Annotated in this window: 17 protein-coding genes; 10 read left to right on the top strand and 7 right to left on the bottom strand. The window is 37.7% G+C overall.

The window, feature by feature from the left end; genetic code table 11:
• Positions 1 to 56: 56 nt before the first annotated feature.
• Both fabF and REI64_RS16760 read right to left on the bottom strand, forming a co-directional pair.
• Positions 57 to 1,298, bottom strand: coding sequence for a beta-ketoacyl-ACP synthase II (gene fabF / locus REI64_RS16765; protein WP_308851302.1), 1,242 nt, complete (start codon positions 1,296 to 1,298; stop codon positions 57 to 59).
• 1,114 nt (positions 1,299 to 2,412) lie between these two features.
• Positions 2,413 to 2,847, bottom strand: a complete 435-nt coding sequence (locus REI64_RS16760; RefSeq protein WP_308851301.1) for an Hsp20/alpha crystallin family protein — start codon at positions 2,845 to 2,847, stop codon at positions 2,413 to 2,415.
• A gap of 78 nt (positions 2,848 to 2,925) precedes the next feature.
• Between REI64_RS16760 and REI64_RS16755 the strand changes: the two genes are divergently transcribed.
• Together REI64_RS16755 and REI64_RS16750 are read left to right on the top strand one after the other, a co-directional pair.
• Positions 2,926 to 3,414 carry a thioesterase family protein gene (locus tag REI64_RS16755; protein WP_308851300.1) on the top strand — a complete coding sequence of 163 codons (489 nt, stop codon included), beginning with the start codon at positions 2,926 to 2,928 and terminating at the stop codon, positions 3,412 to 3,414.
• Between the two features lie 23 nt (positions 3,415 to 3,437).
• Positions 3,438 to 3,896, top strand: a complete 459-nt coding sequence (locus tag REI64_RS16750; protein WP_308851299.1) for a VOC family protein — start codon at positions 3,438 to 3,440, stop codon at positions 3,894 to 3,896.
• Here REI64_RS16750 and REI64_RS16745 read toward each other — a convergent pair.
• Complete coding sequence (locus tag REI64_RS16745) at positions 3,893 to 4,255, bottom strand: dihydroneopterin aldolase (RefSeq protein WP_308851298.1); 363 nt, start codon at positions 4,253 to 4,255, stop codon at positions 3,893 to 3,895. The two genes, REI64_RS16750 and REI64_RS16745, sit on opposite strands and share 4 nt — an antisense overlap.
• A 105-nt stretch (positions 4,256 to 4,360) precedes the next feature.
• Between REI64_RS16745 and REI64_RS16740 the strand changes: the two genes are divergently transcribed.
• From REI64_RS16740 to REI64_RS16715, 6 genes are all read left to right on the top strand, one after another.
• Positions 4,361 to 5,551 carry an acyl-CoA dehydrogenase family protein gene (locus tag REI64_RS16740; protein WP_308851297.1) on the top strand — a complete coding sequence of 397 codons (1,191 nt, stop codon included), beginning with the start codon at positions 4,361 to 4,363 and terminating at the stop codon, positions 5,549 to 5,551.
• A gap of 192 nt (positions 5,552 to 5,743) precedes the next feature.
• Positions 5,744 to 6,136 (top strand): GxxExxY protein, encoded by a 393-nt coding sequence (locus REI64_RS16735; RefSeq protein ID WP_308851296.1) that lies wholly within the window; start codon positions 5,744 to 5,746, stop codon positions 6,134 to 6,136.
• 110 nt (positions 6,137 to 6,246) lie between these two features.
• Positions 6,247 to 6,636, top strand: a complete 390-nt coding sequence (locus REI64_RS16730; RefSeq protein ID WP_308851295.1) for an SRPBCC domain-containing protein — start codon at positions 6,247 to 6,249, stop codon at positions 6,634 to 6,636.
• Positions 6,637 to 6,638: 2 nt separating this feature from the next.
• Complete coding sequence (locus REI64_RS16725; protein ID WP_308851294.1) at positions 6,639 to 6,989, top strand: DUF1801 domain-containing protein; 351 nt, start codon at positions 6,639 to 6,641, stop codon at positions 6,987 to 6,989.
• Between the two features lie 5 nt (positions 6,990 to 6,994).
• The gene (locus tag REI64_RS16720; protein ID WP_308851293.1) at positions 6,995 to 7,777 is read left to right on the top strand and encodes a hypothetical protein; all 783 of its coding nucleotides are present in this window, start codon (positions 6,995 to 6,997) and stop codon (positions 7,775 to 7,777) included.
• A gap of 45 nt (positions 7,778 to 7,822) precedes the next feature.
• Positions 7,823 to 8,038, top strand: a complete 216-nt coding sequence (locus REI64_RS16715; RefSeq protein ID WP_308851292.1) for a hypothetical protein — start codon at positions 7,823 to 7,825, stop codon at positions 8,036 to 8,038.
• Between the two features lie 76 nt (positions 8,039 to 8,114).
• Here REI64_RS16715 and lysA read toward each other — a convergent pair whose 3' ends face one another.
• Both lysA and REI64_RS16705 read right to left on the bottom strand, forming a co-directional pair.
• Positions 8,115 to 9,272, bottom strand: coding sequence for a diaminopimelate decarboxylase (gene lysA, locus REI64_RS16710; protein ID WP_308851291.1), 1,158 nt, complete (start codon positions 9,270 to 9,272; stop codon positions 8,115 to 8,117).
• Between the two features lie 419 nt (positions 9,273 to 9,691).
• Positions 9,692 to 11,014, bottom strand: a complete 1,323-nt coding sequence (locus REI64_RS16705) for an aspartate kinase (RefSeq protein ID WP_308851290.1) — start codon at positions 11,012 to 11,014, stop codon at positions 9,692 to 9,694.
• A 222-nt stretch (positions 11,015 to 11,236) separates the two neighbouring features.
• Here REI64_RS16705 and REI64_RS16700 point away from each other — a divergent pair, with 222 nt between their 5' ends.
• Complete coding sequence (locus REI64_RS16700; protein ID WP_308851289.1) at positions 11,237 to 12,970, top strand: phospho-sugar mutase; 1,734 nt, start codon at positions 11,237 to 11,239, stop codon at positions 12,968 to 12,970.
• 181 nt (positions 12,971 to 13,151) lie between these two features.
• Complete coding sequence (locus tag REI64_RS16695) at positions 13,152 to 13,994, top strand: NAD(P)-dependent oxidoreductase (protein WP_308851288.1); 843 nt, start codon at positions 13,152 to 13,154, stop codon at positions 13,992 to 13,994.
• A 156-nt stretch (positions 13,995 to 14,150) separates the two neighbouring features.
• Here the strand turns inward: REI64_RS16695 and REI64_RS16690 are convergent, their stop codons facing one another.
• On the bottom strand, positions 14,151 to 14,810 hold the full coding sequence (locus tag REI64_RS16690; protein WP_308851287.1) for a CoA transferase subunit B: 660 nt from the start codon (positions 14,808 to 14,810) through the stop codon (positions 14,151 to 14,153).
• Positions 14,811 to 15,006: 196 nt separating this feature from the next.
• Positions 15,007 to 15,714, bottom strand: a complete 708-nt coding sequence (locus REI64_RS16685; RefSeq protein ID WP_308851286.1) for a CoA transferase subunit A — start codon at positions 15,712 to 15,714, stop codon at positions 15,007 to 15,009.
• Positions 15,715 to 15,721 lie beyond the last annotated feature (7 nt).

The raw sequence follows: 15,721 nt of genomic DNA, 5'->3' as shown, positions 1-15,721 counted from the left end.
TGAAGACTTACGAAGTTTTTGAAACTTCGTAAGTCTCTTATATCAATGCTCTTATATTAAACCAATTCTTTAAAAACTACCGTACTGTTGTGGCCACCAAAGCCAAAAGCATTACTCATTGCCGTTTTCACTTCTTTGTGCAAAGCCTTATTAAACACCAATTGCATTCCAGCCGGAATTTCTGGGTCTGGTTCAGAAACATTAATTGTTGGAGGTACAATATTATCATTGATACTCTTAATCGCAATAATAGCCTCAATAGCTGCTGCTGCACCCAATAAGTGGCCAGTCATAGATTTGGTAGAGCTGATGTGCAGGTTTTGCGAAGTACCAAAAACCAAGAAAGCCGCATTCAATTCAGCTAAATCGCCAACTGGCGTAGAAGTAGCGTGAAGATTTAAATAATCTAACTCTTCTGGTTTTACATTCGCTTCTTCCAATGCCAAATTCATTGCTTTAGCCGCCCCAATTCCCTCTGGATGTGGCGAAGTAATATGGTAAGCATCTGCTGTCATGGCAGCACCTACAACTTCTGCATAAATTCTTGCACCTCTTGCCTTAGCATGCTCATACTCTTCTAAAATCAAAGCGCCTGCTCCCTCGCCCATCACAAAACCATCTCTATCTTTATCAAAAGGTCTACTTGCAGTTTGTGGATCATCATTCCTATGCGACATCGCTTTTAGCGCAGCAAAACCACCGAACGAAGCTGGCGTTATTCCCGCCTCAGAACCTCCGGTTACAAACATTTTTGCCTTACCCATTCTGATGTAGTTAAAGGCATCCATAATGGCGTTGTTACCTGTAGCACAAGCAGAAACTGGCGTATAGTTAATACCTTGCAAACCAAACTTCATCGAAATTAATCCAGAAGCCATGTTTACCAATAATTTGGGGATAAAAAATGGATTGAAACGTGGGTTATATTCGCCAGTTACGTAGTTCTCTACCTCAGTTTCGAAGGTTTGCATACCACCTTGTCCACTTCCCCAAATTACACCAAAATCAAAAGGGTCAATCGTAGTTAGATCTATACCGCAATCTTCCATTGCTTGCGCAGCGGCGTACAAAGCATACTGCGTAAACAAATCTGTACGCTTAATTTCGTTTCTATCTAAATGTTCTGCGGCATTAAATCCTTTCACTTCGCAAGCCATTTGCGAACGGAAGCGAGAAGCATCAAACCTCGTCACGGTTTCACATGCGCTTTTACCATCCACAATGTTCGTCCAAAAATCGGCAACATTATGACCTAAGGGATTAATAGTTCCTAGACCAGTAACTACAACTCTTTTCATATCCTTATTTATTGTTTAAGGGCGCAAAGTTCGCATTTGACGGGAATTAAATGTCTTTATTTTCTAATTTATTTCTTTGCTAATTTGAACCAGCGGTTATCTTGCTACAAGCAATAGTGTTTTTTAAGGTTTTGAAAAGCAATATTCGTGTTACTTAGGATATTTCAGCCCTGCTTTTCGTTGATGTCTTTTTGCCAATTTCTCCGTCATTTCGAACGCATATGAGAATTTAAAATCAACGAAGTTAAATCTCCAATTAAAACAAACCTTAAAAACAGATTTAGCGTTGCTTTCTTTCAGTTCTCCTCATACTTCGTCGAAATGACGCAACAAAAAGGATATCCGCTACAATCAGGTCTAAATAACTTAAAACAGAACTATTTTGAACCTTGTAAAACTGCTAAAATGCAAAACCTTGTAACCTAAGCTCAGTAATTAATTATTTGATTATTAATCTGTTTTATATCAAATCGACACCTCGCCGGTTGCGTACGTTATTAAATCGAACTTAGGTTTGTAGTTTTTTTAACCTATGAGGTTTGTTCTTATGTCCGCTAATAGGGATTTGCAATCCTTAACTTTTAATCTGTAGATTTCAAATCACAAGTATGTTCGTAAGAATCTAAGATTGGGTAGATTGCTTCACTCTTCCCACTTAATTACGCTTCAGTTCGCAATGACGAAAATACATGTGTCATTGCGATAGTTTACTCCTAGTGTATCGGAAAGAGTAGCCACGCGGCAATCTATCACGCCAAACCTTCATTTTAAGTTTTCCGAACACTCGTAATTCCAAATCCCCGCAAATGTGCGCAACTAAAAACCGTAAGCTTTGCTACATCTGGGTTTCCTTTGCTATCCCGTTTGGAGAACTTACAGTAGTATCCCAAACAACGTTGTTTTTAGCAAAGAACCGAGTAAAATAAACCCGGTAGCAGCGAACACGCAGGCGAAGCCGAAGTAAAGCAAATAACGGGACGAATGCTAATTTGAACACCGAAAAGTGCTTTCTAAAACATTATATCGTTTGATCTATACAAAACAAGGGCTGCATTTTCATGCGCCCTTGCAACCTTAAACCAAACCCAATAATGGGTCAAATCAAACCATTGTATTATGAAACTACAATTTCTTTATGCTCGTCTTTAGCTTGTTCTTTTTTGCCTATAGTGATATTTAAGATACCATTTAAATACTCTGCATTAATTTTTTCTGCATCAATATTTTCTGGCAATACAAATGATCTGGCAAATGATAAATATTCGAACTCTCTACGAGTGTAATTTTTTTGCTCTTCAGTTTGTTCTGCTTTCTTTTCTGCCCAAATAGAAAGGTTATCCTTTTTCAACTCAATTTTAAAATCTTCTTTGTTTAAACCTGGTGCAGCCAACTCAATTTTAAAATGTGTAGGTGTTTCTAAAATATTTACGTGCGGTACTTTATTTACACCGTAATTTTTATTTAAGGCATCACTAAACAAAGAATCGAATACGTTGTTAAAGTATGGTGCTGTGTTTCTGGTTCTGTTGTTGAATTTTACTAAGCTCATTTTATATATCTCCTTATTATTTTTTAATTTTTATTTGATACAAACCTTTATTCAAACAGTATTCCAAACCAAAAAAATATGATTTTCAAGACACTTTGGCGCAAAAAAGAAAAACAAGAAGACAAAAAGTCAGTTATAGAAACAAAAACCGACGTATTTAAGTATAGGACTGAACTAGAAATGCGCTTTACTGATCTAGATATGATGGGACATGTAAACAATGCTATGTACTTTACTTATATGGAAATTGGGCGCACCAAATATTGGCAGCAAGCTATACAGTGGGATTGGAAAAAAACTGGCGTTGTAATTGGAAAGGCCAGCAATACCTATATTAAGCCACTGCATTTAGGTGATAAAATAAGTATATATGTTCGTACCTCTCGAATTGGAAAAACCAGCTTCGATCTAGAATATGTGCTAGTTAAAACTAAAAATGGTGAAGAAATTATATGCAGCAAAGGTAAAACCGTTTGTGTAGTTTATGATTATGAAACAAAAAGCCCTGTACCAATTCCAGATAGAGAAAGAAACAAAATGATTGCTTTTGAACAACTGGAAAGCTAATTTATATAAATTGACGGATTGATATGGAGCAAAACAAACTTTTAAGAATGGACAATATTGGCATTGTTGTAGAATCTATAGACAATGCCATTGCTTTTTTCTCTGAAATTGGTTTGAAATTGGAAGGCAGGGCGATGATAGAAGGGGAATGGGCGGGTCGAGTTACTGGACTTGGCGATCAAACAGTTGAAATTGCGATGATGGTTACGCCAGATGGTCACAGTAGAATTGAACTTTCTAGGTTCGTAACTCCCTCTATCCTATCAAATCACACTGTTGCACCAGTAAATGCGCTTGGATATCTACGTGCGATGTTTACTGTAGAGGATATTGAAGAATTGACAACCAGACTAATCAAAAATGGCGCTACACTTGTTGGAGAAATAGTACGCTATGAAACTTCTTACAAATTGTGTTACATCAGATCTGCAGATGGGCTGCTAGTTGGCTTAGCACAAGAAATTGGGGAAAACGGAGGCTAATCTGCTTTATAGCTCAACTCTACAAACGAATGTCCTATTTCACCGGGCATAGGGGGGGTCATCTTCCTAATACCAACTTTTGCTGAAAGAATGAAGGGATAAGCGGCTTTTATCTGCTCTAAAATATTTTTAACCACTGTTTCTAAAAGTTTCTGCGTTTGTTGCATTTCCTTAAGAATGAAATTGTTAAGCACTTCGTAGTTAACTGTTTTGTCTAGGTTTTCGGTATCTTTATTTTCTGTTACGAAAGTCACCTCGGCATCTACCATAAACACACATCCTATCAAATTTTCTTCTGGATAAAAGCCATGAAAAGCATGGCATCTTACATCTCTTAAAGCAACGGTTTGCGTGTACATATCAGTTCTATTTATATCGCAATAATACCCAAATTTTATTTAAGGATTGATGTATTTTACTAACTTTGAGCATAACCAATTGTAAATCTAAAACCAAAATTTGAAATGAGTAAATCTGCAAGAAAAGACCTTTACGAAGCACCTGATTACTATCTGGTAGACGAACTTTTATCTGAAGAGCATTTATTGATACGTACATCTGTTAGGGATTGGGTTAAAAAAGAAGTAAGTCCGATCATTGAAGATTACGCACAAAGAGCCGAATTTCCGAGACATTTGATTAAAGGCTTGGGAGAAATCGGCGCCTTTGGCCCTACCATTCCGGTAGAGTACGGTGGTGCAGGTTTAGATTACACTGCCTACGGCATCATTATGCAGGAAATTGAACGAGGAGACTCTGGCATTCGTTCTACTGCTTCTGTACAAGGGTCGCTGGTCATGTATCCTATCTACGCATACGGAACTGAAGAGCAACGTAAAAAATACCTTCCAAAATTGGCTACAGGCGAATTGATGGGCTGCTTCGGGTTGACTGAGCCAGACCATGGTTCTAACCCAGGTGGAATGGTGAGCAATATTAAAGACAAAGGCGATCATTACTTATTGAATGGTGCAAAAATGTGGATCTCTAATGCTCCTTTTGCTGATATTGCTGTGGTTTGGGCTAAAGATGAAGAAGGGAAAATTAGAGGAATGGTGTTAGAGCGCGGCATGGAAGGTTTCAGCACGCCAGAAACACATAACAAATGGAGTTTACGTGCATCAGCTACGGGTGAACTGGTATTTGATAATGTGAAAGTGCCGAAAGAAAATGTATTTCCAGATATCAAAGGTTTAAAAGGTCCACTGGGATGTTTGAACCAAGCTCGTTATGGCATTGCCTGGGGTGCTTTAGGCGCTGCGATGGATTGCTACGATACTGCTTTACGCTATTCAAAAGAACGCGAACAGTTCGGCAAGCCTATTGGTGGCTTCCAATTACAGCAGAAAAAACTGGCCGAAATGATCACTGAAATTACTAAGGGTCAGCTTTTGGTTTGGCGTTTGGGCGTGCTGAAAAGTGAAAATAGAGCTTCGGCAGAACAAATATCTATGGCTAAACGAAACAGTGTAGAAATTGCTTTGGATATTGCAAGAAATGCCCGCCAGATGTTGGGCGGCATGGGAATTACAGGTGAATATTCGATTATGCGCCACATGATGAACCTAGAATCTGTGGTAACTTACGAGGGTACACATGACGTACACTTACTGATTACAGGCATGGACGTGACAGGGATTAATGCTTTTAAGTAGCAAAATGTCTGTATCAGGATTTTAGGATGAATTGATTTTCATGATAATATTTCATAACAGCATAATCTCTAAACATCCAAATCCCATTAATCCTAAAATCCAACAAATCCTGATAAAGATAATTAAACACCCAAACCCCATTAATCCTAAAATCAAGCAAATCCCGATAAAAACAATTAAACATCCAGCTAAATGATGAGTATCGATGAAATCACCTACAAAGTAAATGGTTGTGCAATGAAAGTTCATAACACACTAGGTAATGGATTTCAAGAAGTGATTTACCAACGTTGTTTGGCAATTGAACTTAGCAGAGCTAGATTAATTTATGCTAGAGAAGTTGAGCAAACCATTTTTTACGAAGATATAGAAGTTGGAATGAGAAGAGCAGATTTCATCATAGAAAACCGGGTGGTAGTAGAGTTAAAAGCCGTGATTAACTTAGAAGATGCTCACTTAGCACAAGCAAAAAATTACGTTACTGCCTATAAATTTCCGATTGGTTTGTTAATTAATTTCGGAAGTACTAGTTTACAGTTTAAGAAAATTTATAACTCAAATAACAAGTATAACCCAACACCATAACATATCAGGATTTACAAGATTAAAGGATTTTTATTATAATAGTTTTAACATCAGAAATCCCCCTAATCCTAAAATCAAGCAAATCCTGATAAAGACAATTAAACACCCAGATGAAAACATTCAAAAAATACATACTCCTACCCGCTCCTCCCGAAGAAGTTTATTTAGGTTTAACCAAAGCACAAAGCATTCAACTGTGGACTGGCGCCGAGGTAGAATTTGAAGAAGAAGCTGGAACTGAATTTTCTTTATGGGATGGTGATATTGTTGGTAAAAATTTAGAATTTGAGCCTAACAAAAAAATTGTTCAGCAATGGTACTTTGGAGAAGATAATGAGCCATCTATTGTTACAATTAAATTACACCACGACAAGAAAGGAACTTCGTTAGAATTTGTGCAAACCAATATTCCAGAAGAAGATTATAAAGAATTTACCGAAGGCATTACCGAGTATTATCTTGGCGGTTTAATCGATTTCTTCGAAGAAGTAGACTTTTAGGAATGCTAAGCGACCTAGACCAATTCTATTTAAAGCAACAGGAACCTATACGCAGTTGTATGTTAGGTTTGAGAGATATCATCCTAAATGTCGACGAACATGTTACAGCCGAGTGGAAGTATAAATTACCTTTCTTCTATCATGATAATAAAATGCTTTGTTATTTATGGATACATAAAAAATACAAACAACCTTACATTGGATTCGTAGATGGCAATTTATTAGATGACGAAGATTTGTTGGTAGAAAAGAGGGCTAAGATGAAGATTTTATTGGTTAATCCGGATGAAGATTTACCAATGGAAAAAATTAACATACTGTTAAAGAATGTTTTGTATCTTAGAAAAACATAACATCAATGAAACGCCTTCAAACACTCTGCACAGTTGCTATTATTCTTACGTTACAATCTTGTAAAACTCCCTCATACTTCTTACCAGCTGTTACAGGGAACGACATCAGCTACCTGCCCAAACCTATGGAAGTAGATTCTGTTAAAAGCAAAACTTACCTTAGTGGAAGTATTGCAGGACTAACTTTACCATACAATTCTGGCAACCTAGACATGGGTTTTCTTAACGTTAGTCGTGGACAGACCTTCAAACACCTAAACTTCGCTTACGGTGCTTATGGTTTTGCTGGTAGAACTTCTGATACCCATACCAACAGAGGCGAAAGACAAATTGCAGAGTTCGACAACAAAAACTTTTACGGCGGCGGACTTAGAACTTCCCTAGGGTTTTACGATATCTCTGGGAATGCCGAATTTAGACTACTAAGTTGGGAAAATAGCCTTAGTTTCGAAAATGGATCTTATGCTTCGTTTAGAAAGAAATACAGCACAATGAACAATCCGGATGTAGTCAGTGCGTCAAAAACTGTAATGTATACTACCGGTGCAGCCACAGAAATTATTTGGCACTCTAAACATCGTCCGGTTAATCAATTTGCATTTAGAATTTTCTACGGCTTTACTGCAGATTTAAACAGTAACTTACGACAGTCTAATCCAACTGAAGAAATTAATGGAAAAGCAATTGATGTTGCATTTTTCGTTAAACTAAACAAGTTCTACGGCATTCTTAATGCGGGCGGAAACAAAGGAACAAGCGGCAAATTAAGTCTAGGCTACGCATTCTAAAAAACAATTTCTGTTTTAAAAATGTTCCCTAATAAAATCTTTATTATGGGAAAATCATTAGGTGTATTGTTAATAGTAATCGGTTTAATTATGGTGGTATGGAGTGGGTTTACCTATACCAAAAAAGAGAAAATTATTGATGCTGGTCCGATAGAAATAAGTGCAGATAGGGAAAAATCTGTGAATTGGCCTCCCTATGTTGGCGGCGTAGCAATGCTGGTAGGCGTTATTGTATACGTTGCTGCTAGAAGAAAGCAATAGAAAAAAATCATCGTTGCGAGTTACGAAGCAATCTCTCGCTTTAGGATTGCTTCGTAACTCTGAATGACGAGAAGCTTCAAAAATCTTCGCTAGTTACCGTTACAATAGCATCACGCAAGTTATAGTTAGATGCCATTACTTCGCCATAAGCGCCAGTACTTCTAATCGCAATTAAATCATTTCTGAAAGTCTCTTGCAAAGGCACTTCTTTTCCAAAGCAATCAGTGCTTTCACAAATTGGACCTACAACATCATACTTCACCGTATTCCCAGTTATACTAGGCGAAATATTTTCAATTTGATGATAAGCTTGGTACAATGCTGGACGCATTAATTCCGTCATACCAGCATCTAAAACAATAAAGTTCTTTTTCTTACCATTTTTAACGTACAGCACACGGCTAATCAATGATGATGACTGACCAACCAATGCCCTACCCAATTCAAAATGCACTTCTTGATGAGGCTTGATCTCCAGAAAATCAGCGAATATCTTAAAGTAAGCCTCAAAGTTTGGAATTTGAGCATTCGGATTATGGTAATCGATACCTAAACCACCACCAACGTTTAAGACTTTAACTTTAAAACCTCTGTCCTCAAACCAAGCACCAAACTCGTTTACACGTACACAAAGGTTTTTATAAACATCTAAATTGGTAATCTGTGAACCAATATGAAAGTGTATACCCACAAACTCTAAATTAGCCGATACGTTTAAAATATCAGCGCAAGCAGGCATATCCCAAGAGTTAATGCCAAACTTGTTTTCATCTAAACCAGTGGTGATGTTAGCATGTGTATGTGCATCTACGTTAGGGTTGATACGAATAGCAACTTTAGCTACCTTGCCTTTTTTCTCCGCCAGTTCGTTAATTACCTGTAATTCTTGCAGCGACTCTACATTAAAGCAGAAAATATCTTGGTCTAGAGCATAGTTAATCTCTTTATCAGATTTACCGACACCTGCAAAAACTACCTTATTATTTGGAAAACCACTTTCTATGGCTTTTCTCACTTCGCCACCACTAACGGCATCAGCACCAAAACCAACCTGTTTAATCTGCGCTAAAACTTTATCGTTAAAGTTGGCTTTCATAGCGTAATGCACATGAAAATTATAAACATTTGCAGCCTCGCTACAAACCTCCAATGTTTCTCTCAACAAATTTAGGTCGTAATAATAAAACGGCGTTTCTAAATTCGAAAAATGTGCTATATCTTTATCCGAAAACATAATCTTGAAATTTATACTCCTTCTCTTCCTCGTTCTTTTGGCTATCATCTACGTTGGTAATTACCTTGATTACCGTCGTGGAAACATTAGCCGCAGAGATTTTGAAAGAAGAATTCGTATCTCAATTGTATTGATATTAATCGTTATTTTTATTTTTTTCTACTATCGTTAACTTCTCGAAAAGCAACAACAGTAGTACTATCTTAGATCAGCCCCGCTTTCCGCTTCAATCCCCGAAGAAAAATCGGGATATTTCCACTTCAATCAGGTTTAGTTAACTTCTTTCAGTTTTTCAAAACGCGTACATATGTTCGTCATTTCGATCCCGATTTTTCTTCGGGAGAGAAATCTAACAGTTGACAATCTATTTGCTAGATTTCTCCTCATTCTTCGTCGAAATGACGTAAAGATTTAAGCTTCTACTCAAAAATCCTATTATGCAAGCTTCTCAATGCTTCTACCTTATCATCAGTATTAATTAAAAGCGAGATATTGTAAGCACTACCACCGTAAGAAATCATCCTTACTGGAATATGTTTAACCGAATCTAATACCTTTGCGGCATAACCATGTTTCTCTGCACCAAAATCACCAACTACACAAACAATGGTTTGGTTTCTGTCTAGCTCAACACTGCCGAAAGAGTTCAGCTCTTCCACAATTTTATCTAGATTATCGGTAAAATCAACAGTTAAAGAAACAGCAACCTCTGATGTAGTAATCATATCAATTGGTGTTTTGTAACGCTCGAAAACTTCGAAAACCTTACGTAAAAAACCATAAGCCAACAACATTCGGCTCGACTGGATTTTGATTGCCGTAATGCCATCTTTCGCTGCAATAGATTTGATTTTACCTTTCTCGCTCTCCGTACTAATTACCGTACCAAAAGCTTGAGGTTCCATCGTATTTAACAAACGAACCGGAATTTTATATTTCTGTGCAGGGAAAACCGATTGTGGATGCAAAATCTTTGCACCAAAGTAGGCCAACTCTGCAGCTTCATCAAATGATAGGTTGGCAATTGGCTTGGTTCCCTTCACAATACGAGGGTCGTTATTGTGCATTCCATCAATATCTGTCCAGATTTGAACTTCTTCTGCTGAAATTGCTGCACCTAACAACGAAGCCGTATAATCGCTACCACCACGGCGCAAATTATCTACCTCGCCAAAGCTATTTCTGCAAATAAAACCTTGTGTTATAAATAACTTCGTATCAGGGTTTGCTTCCAATATTGGAGTTAAATTCTCTGTAGTGTAAGGAATAACTGGTTCGTTATCCTCATCAATCTTCATAAAATCTAAAGCAGGAAGCAATACCGAAGGCACGCCGATAGACTTCAAATAAACGTGATATAAGGTGGTTGATAATAACTCGCCCTGCGCCAAAACTACCTTATCTTCAATAGCAGTAAATACATTGTTGGCTAAAGAAAGTAGGAAGTTGAAATGGTAATCTACCACTTCTTGACCTTGCGCTCTAAAATCGTCATTAACGCTCTCTGGTAGTAATTCGGCTACTACTACATCATATTTATCCTTTAACGTATTAATTAATTCGATGCCCTTCTTCTTATCTTCCTTCAGTAACGCGTTAGAAATTTCTACCAAACTATTTGTAGTACCAGACATTGCCGATAACACTACAATTTGTCTTTCTGCGGGATTAATGATATCCAACAGCGCTTTCATACGTTCTGGGCTACCCACCGAGGTGCCACCGAATTTTAAAATTTTCATTGGTTGTTTTAATTTTACTTATTCATCCTGAGTTGCATCAGAATGTTTTCATTTTTAAATTATAGGATATAGATTTTTGTTATTATTGTAACGGGTCGTGAAAATAAATAAAAGACTGTTAATTTCAGCGAAATCAATGAAATAAATCTTGTTTTGTTTATTTTTAACAAACCCATTCGGAAAAAATTTGTATTTATATCGACATTAACCTTATATAATAATATGCAATTAGATCAAACCACCAGCACAGCCGTGCAACAATGGCTTAGCGGCAACTATGATGAGTTCACCAAATCAGACATTCAAAAATTGATAGATCAAGAAGCTTATACTGAACTTACAGATGCTTTTTATAGAAATTTAGAGTTTGGAACAGGCGGTTTGCGTGGAATTATGGGGGCTGGTTCTAACCGTGTAAATAAATATACCATTGGTACTGCTACGCAAGGTTTATCTAACTATCTGTTAAAAAAGTATCCAGGTGAGAAGATTTGTGTGGCCATTGCCCACGATAGTAGAAATAATTCTGATGTTTTCGCCAAAATTACTGCAGATGTTTTCTCTGCAAACGGAATTAAGGTGTATTTCTTTTCCGCGTTGCGTCCAACACCAGAACTTTCGTTTGCTATCCGCGAGTTGGGTTGCAAAAGTGGTGTGATGTTAACGGCATCACATAATCCCAAGGAATACAATGGCTATAAGGCTTATGGTGCAGATGGCGGTCAGTTCACCTCTCCAGATGATAAAATGGTGATGGAAGAAGTTGCTGCCATTAAAAGCATTGACGAAGTGAAATTCGATAGAGTTGATGCTAACATTGAATTGATTGCGGAAGAAATTGACCAGAAATACTTAGATAAAATCACTGAGCTTTCTGTTTCTCCAGATGCCATTGAGCGTCAGAAGAATTTGAAAATTGTGTTCTCTCCTATTCACGGCACTGGAATAACGTTGGTGCCACCTGCTTTAGCGCAATTTGGTTTCACTAACGTAACAATTGTAGAAGAGCAAAGTAAACCAGATGGTAACTTTCCTACGGTGGTTTATCCAAATCCCGAAGAAAAAGAAGCGCTAACCTTGGCTTTGAAAAAAGCCGAAGAAATTGATGCTGATTTAGTTTTAGCAACTGACCCTGATGCTGACCGTGTAGGAATTGCCGTAAAAAATACCGATGGTGAATTCGTTCTATTAAACGGTAATCAAACAGGAAGTTTATTAGTGAACTACATGTTAACCGCTTGGCAAGAAAAAGGGAAATTAACGGGGAATGAATACATTGTAAGCACAATTGTAACCACACCTTTAATTAAGGCAATTGCCGATGAAAAAGGTGTAGAATATTTCAATACGCTTACCGGCTTTAAATGGATTGGCAAAATCATGACCGAACTTTTGGGTAAAAAACAATTCATTGTGGGCGGCGAAGAAAGTTATGGTTATCTAGTTGGCGATTTAGTACGTGATAAAGATGCGGTAATTTCTTGTGCATTTATTGCCGAAATGACTGCTTTTTATAAGGACAAAGGTAGCAGCTTGTACGAAGCTATGATTGAAATGTACGTGAAATATGGCATGTACAAAGAAGATTTAGTTTCGATAACCAAGAAAGGAAAAACTGGTGCAGAGGAAATCAAAGCGATGATGGAGAAATTTAGAAACAATCCTCCTGCTACTTTGGGTGGCTCGCCAGTAGTGACCTTAAAAGATTACGAGTTAAACAAAGTAACCGATATAAAATCTGGCTCAAGTGCAGAATTAGGCTTCCCTAAATCGGATGTGTTGCAGTTCATTACGGAGGATGGCAGTATTATTTCTGCCCGCCCAAGTGGTACAGAACCTAAAATTAAGTTCTATTGCAGCGTAAACGAACCTTTAGCAAGTACTGGAGAGTTTAAGGCTACCGAGCAAAAGCTGAATGAAAAAATTAAAACAATTATGAGCGATTTACAAGCTTAGAAATCACTTACAGACTTACGAAGTTTCGCAAACTTCGTAAGTCTAGCATAAATCTGTCCGTCACTTCGAACGTAGAGAGAATTGAAAATCAATAGAGTTAAATCTAACTTGCTAGATTTCTGCTCATTCTTCGTCGAAATGACGGGCATTTTTTATTTTAGGCACTTATAAAAAAAACACAGTGAACAACACAAAATTAGGTTGGATAGGTTTAGGTAATATGGGTAATCCCATGGCTAAAAACCTTTTGAAAGCAGGTTACGAATTATCGGTTTACAACCGTTCTTTAGATAAAACAGAAGATTTTAAGTCGACAGCGACGGTGTGCCAAAGCATTAGCGAATTGGTGAAAAACAGTGACATCATCTTTACCATGTTAACTAATGACGATGCTGTAAATCAAGTCTATCAAGAGATATCAAAAGAAAAAATCGGCGGAAAGTTATTCATAGATTGCAGCACCATTTCTCAAGAATGCTCACTAGCTAATGCAGAATTGGTAAAAACTAAAGACGCTAGTTTTATAGATGCGCCAGTTGCGGGAAGTACCATGCCAGCTAAAGAAGGAACATTAATTATGATGGCTGGTGGTGATGAAAACGATATCAAAAGGGCTCAACCTTATTTCGACAAAATAGGGAAATTAACAAAGCACTTGGGTGCAAATGGAAGTGGTATAGCTGCTAAACTTTCCATCAACTATTTCTTATCGTTAATTTACCAAGGGCTGGCTGAAACCGTTTTGTTTTCGGAAAAACTAGGATTGGAGCGTAAAGATATGCTCGAAATCATCAACGAAAGTGCTTGCGGAAATGGCGCTACTAAAGTGAAAACACCTTTACTAATTAACGACAGCTACCCTGCTGCTTTTGCTTTAGATTTAATGCTGAAGGATATTTTGTTAGCACAAAAAGCTGGTGCCAATTTTCCTTTATCGCAAGCAATGATTGATACTTATCAAGATGCGCACAATAAAGGTTTAGGAAAAAATGATGTGATTGGAATTATCGAGGCGTTGAAATGATTTTCAGTAGACTTACGAAGTTTTAAAAACTTCGTAAGTCTTAACCGCTGCTCGTCATTTCGACTGAAGCGCAGCGAAATGGAGAAATCCTTGAAAATCATCTAATAAATAACCAGTCCAAAGATTTCTCTCTGCGTTCGAAATGACGGTTAAAAATTAACCAACCACCATTTCTGGCACATCATCATCTGCGTACAACTTACCAGCTGTAGCTTTTCTAATTTCGTCTACACTAACACCGGGTGCTCTTTCCAAAAGCTTAAATCCACCTTCGGGCAAAACATCGAAAACACCTAATTCAGTTACAATTTTCTTGATGCAATTTACGCCAGTTAGAGGCAGAGTACAAGATGGCAACAGTTTGCTTTCTCCTGCTTTGTTTACGTGCTGCATGGCTACAATAATGTTCTTTGCAGAAGCCACTAAATCCATTGCTCCGCCCATTCCTTTCACCATTTTTCCTGGTATTTTCCAATTGGCAATGTCGCCGTTTTCAGAAACTTCCATCGCTCCTAAAATGGTCAAATCAATTTTTTGAGCTCTAATCATCCCAAAGCTCATTGCAGAATCGAATATAGATGAACCGGGCAAAGTAGTGATAGTTTGTTTGCCTGCATTAATCAAATCGGGGTCTTCTTCTCCCTCAAAAGGAAATGGTCCCATGCCCAATAACCCATTTTCAGATTGTAGTACTACATTAACTCCTTCTGGAATATAATTGGCTACCAAAGTAGGAATACCAATACCTAAGTTAACATAATAACCGTCTTTTATTTCTTTAGCGATACGTTTCGCAATACCGTTTTTGTCAAGCATAATTACTTTGATATTTAATAGGAACTTTTACAGAGATTGATTCGTCGTTCCTCCTCGCAAAGACGGCAAATAGGACGTCATTGCGAGCTTTGCGAAGCAATCTTAAAGCTATTTATCGAGATTTTTAACCACAAAGGCATAACTTGTCCCGATTATTCGGGAAAGAGCACAAAGTGGATTTACATTAGTCTTTTTTTTATCCTTGTTCCTTGCTCCTCACCGTTCGCTGCTCAATCCTTTTTTCATAATCCTTACCTTGGAAAATTCTGTGTACATAAACGCCAGGTGTATGAATATGATCGGGATCTAGTTGTCCAACTTCTACCAATTCTTCTACTTCGGCAATGGTTATCTTACCTGCCATCGCCATTACCGGATTGAAATTTCTGCTTGTAGAACGGAAAATCAAATTCCCTGCAGTATCGCCTTTCCAAGCTTTTACAATGGCGAAATCAGCATCAAACGCATATTCCATTAAATAATCTTTGCCATTGAAGTTTCTGGTTTCCTTACCTTCTGCCACTTCGGTTCCTACGCCTGCGGGAGTGAAAATAGCAGGCATACCGTAACCAGCAGCCAAACAGCGGGTAGCTAACGTTCCCTGAGGAATTAACTCAACCTCTAATTCTCCACTCAATAACTGGCGTTCAAATTCTGCGTTTTCGCCCACGTAAGAAGAAATCATTTTCTTTACCTGCCGTTGCTTTAACATTAAGCCGATACCGAAATCATCTACCCCTGCATTGTTAGAAATACAGGTTAAATCTTTCACTCCCTTTTTCACGAGAGCAGAAATACAGTTCTCGGGAATACCGCATAGGCCAAATCCGCCCAGCATTAAAGTTTGCCCATCCGTAATATCAGCTATTGCTTCATCAGCATTTGCTACAACTTTATTAATCATATTTGGT

Source organism: Pedobacter sp., from assembly GCF_031119335.1.
GTDB lineage: Bacteria > Bacteroidota > Bacteroidia > Sphingobacteriales > Sphingobacteriaceae > Pedobacter.
The sequence above is the reverse complement of the archived record's forward strand: the minus strand, read 5'-3'. Positions and strand labels throughout refer to the sequence as shown.

What these genes read in the sequence shown, in the direction of transcription:
- fabF (WP_308851302.1), bottom strand. Translation starts at nt 1,298, where the DNA reads ATGAAAAGAGTTGTAGTTACTGGTCTAGGAACTATTAATCCCTTAGGT.
- REI64_RS16760 (WP_308851301.1), bottom strand. Translation starts at nt 2,847, where the DNA reads ATGAGCTTAGTAAAATTCAACAACAGAACCAGAAACACAGCACCATAC.
- REI64_RS16755 (WP_308851300.1), top strand. Translation starts at nt 2,926, where the DNA reads ATGATTTTCAAGACACTTTGGCGCAAAAAAGAAAAACAAGAAGACAAA.
- REI64_RS16750 (WP_308851299.1), top strand. Translation starts at nt 3,438, where the DNA reads ATGGAGCAAAACAAACTTTTAAGAATGGACAATATTGGCATTGTTGTA.
- REI64_RS16745 (WP_308851298.1), bottom strand. Translation starts at nt 4,255, where the DNA reads ATGTACACGCAAACCGTTGCTTTAAGAGATGTAAGATGCCATGCTTTT.
- REI64_RS16740 (WP_308851297.1), top strand. Translation starts at nt 4,361, where the DNA reads ATGAGTAAATCTGCAAGAAAAGACCTTTACGAAGCACCTGATTACTAT.
- REI64_RS16735 (WP_308851296.1), top strand. Translation starts at nt 5,744, where the DNA reads ATGATGAGTATCGATGAAATCACCTACAAAGTAAATGGTTGTGCAATG.
- REI64_RS16730 (WP_308851295.1), top strand. Translation starts at nt 6,247, where the DNA reads ATGAAAACATTCAAAAAATACATACTCCTACCCGCTCCTCCCGAAGAA.
- REI64_RS16725 (WP_308851294.1), top strand. Translation starts at nt 6,639, where the DNA reads ATGCTAAGCGACCTAGACCAATTCTATTTAAAGCAACAGGAACCTATA.
- REI64_RS16720 (WP_308851293.1), top strand. Translation starts at nt 6,995, where the DNA reads ATGAAACGCCTTCAAACACTCTGCACAGTTGCTATTATTCTTACGTTA.
- REI64_RS16715 (WP_308851292.1), top strand. Translation starts at nt 7,823, where the DNA reads ATGGGAAAATCATTAGGTGTATTGTTAATAGTAATCGGTTTAATTATG.
- lysA (WP_308851291.1), bottom strand. Translation starts at nt 9,272, where the DNA reads ATGTTTTCGGATAAAGATATAGCACATTTTTCGAATTTAGAAACGCCG.
- REI64_RS16705 (WP_308851290.1), bottom strand. Translation starts at nt 11,014, where the DNA reads ATGAAAATTTTAAAATTCGGTGGCACCTCGGTGGGTAGCCCAGAACGT.
- REI64_RS16700 (WP_308851289.1), top strand. Translation starts at nt 11,237, where the DNA reads ATGCAATTAGATCAAACCACCAGCACAGCCGTGCAACAATGGCTTAGC.
- REI64_RS16690 (WP_308851287.1), bottom strand. Translation starts at nt 14,810, where the DNA reads ATGCTTGACAAAAACGGTATTGCGAAACGTATCGCTAAAGAAATAAAA.
- REI64_RS16685 (WP_308851286.1), bottom strand. Translation starts at nt 15,714, where the DNA reads ATGATTAATAAAGTTGTAGCAAATGCTGATGAAGCAATAGCTGATATT.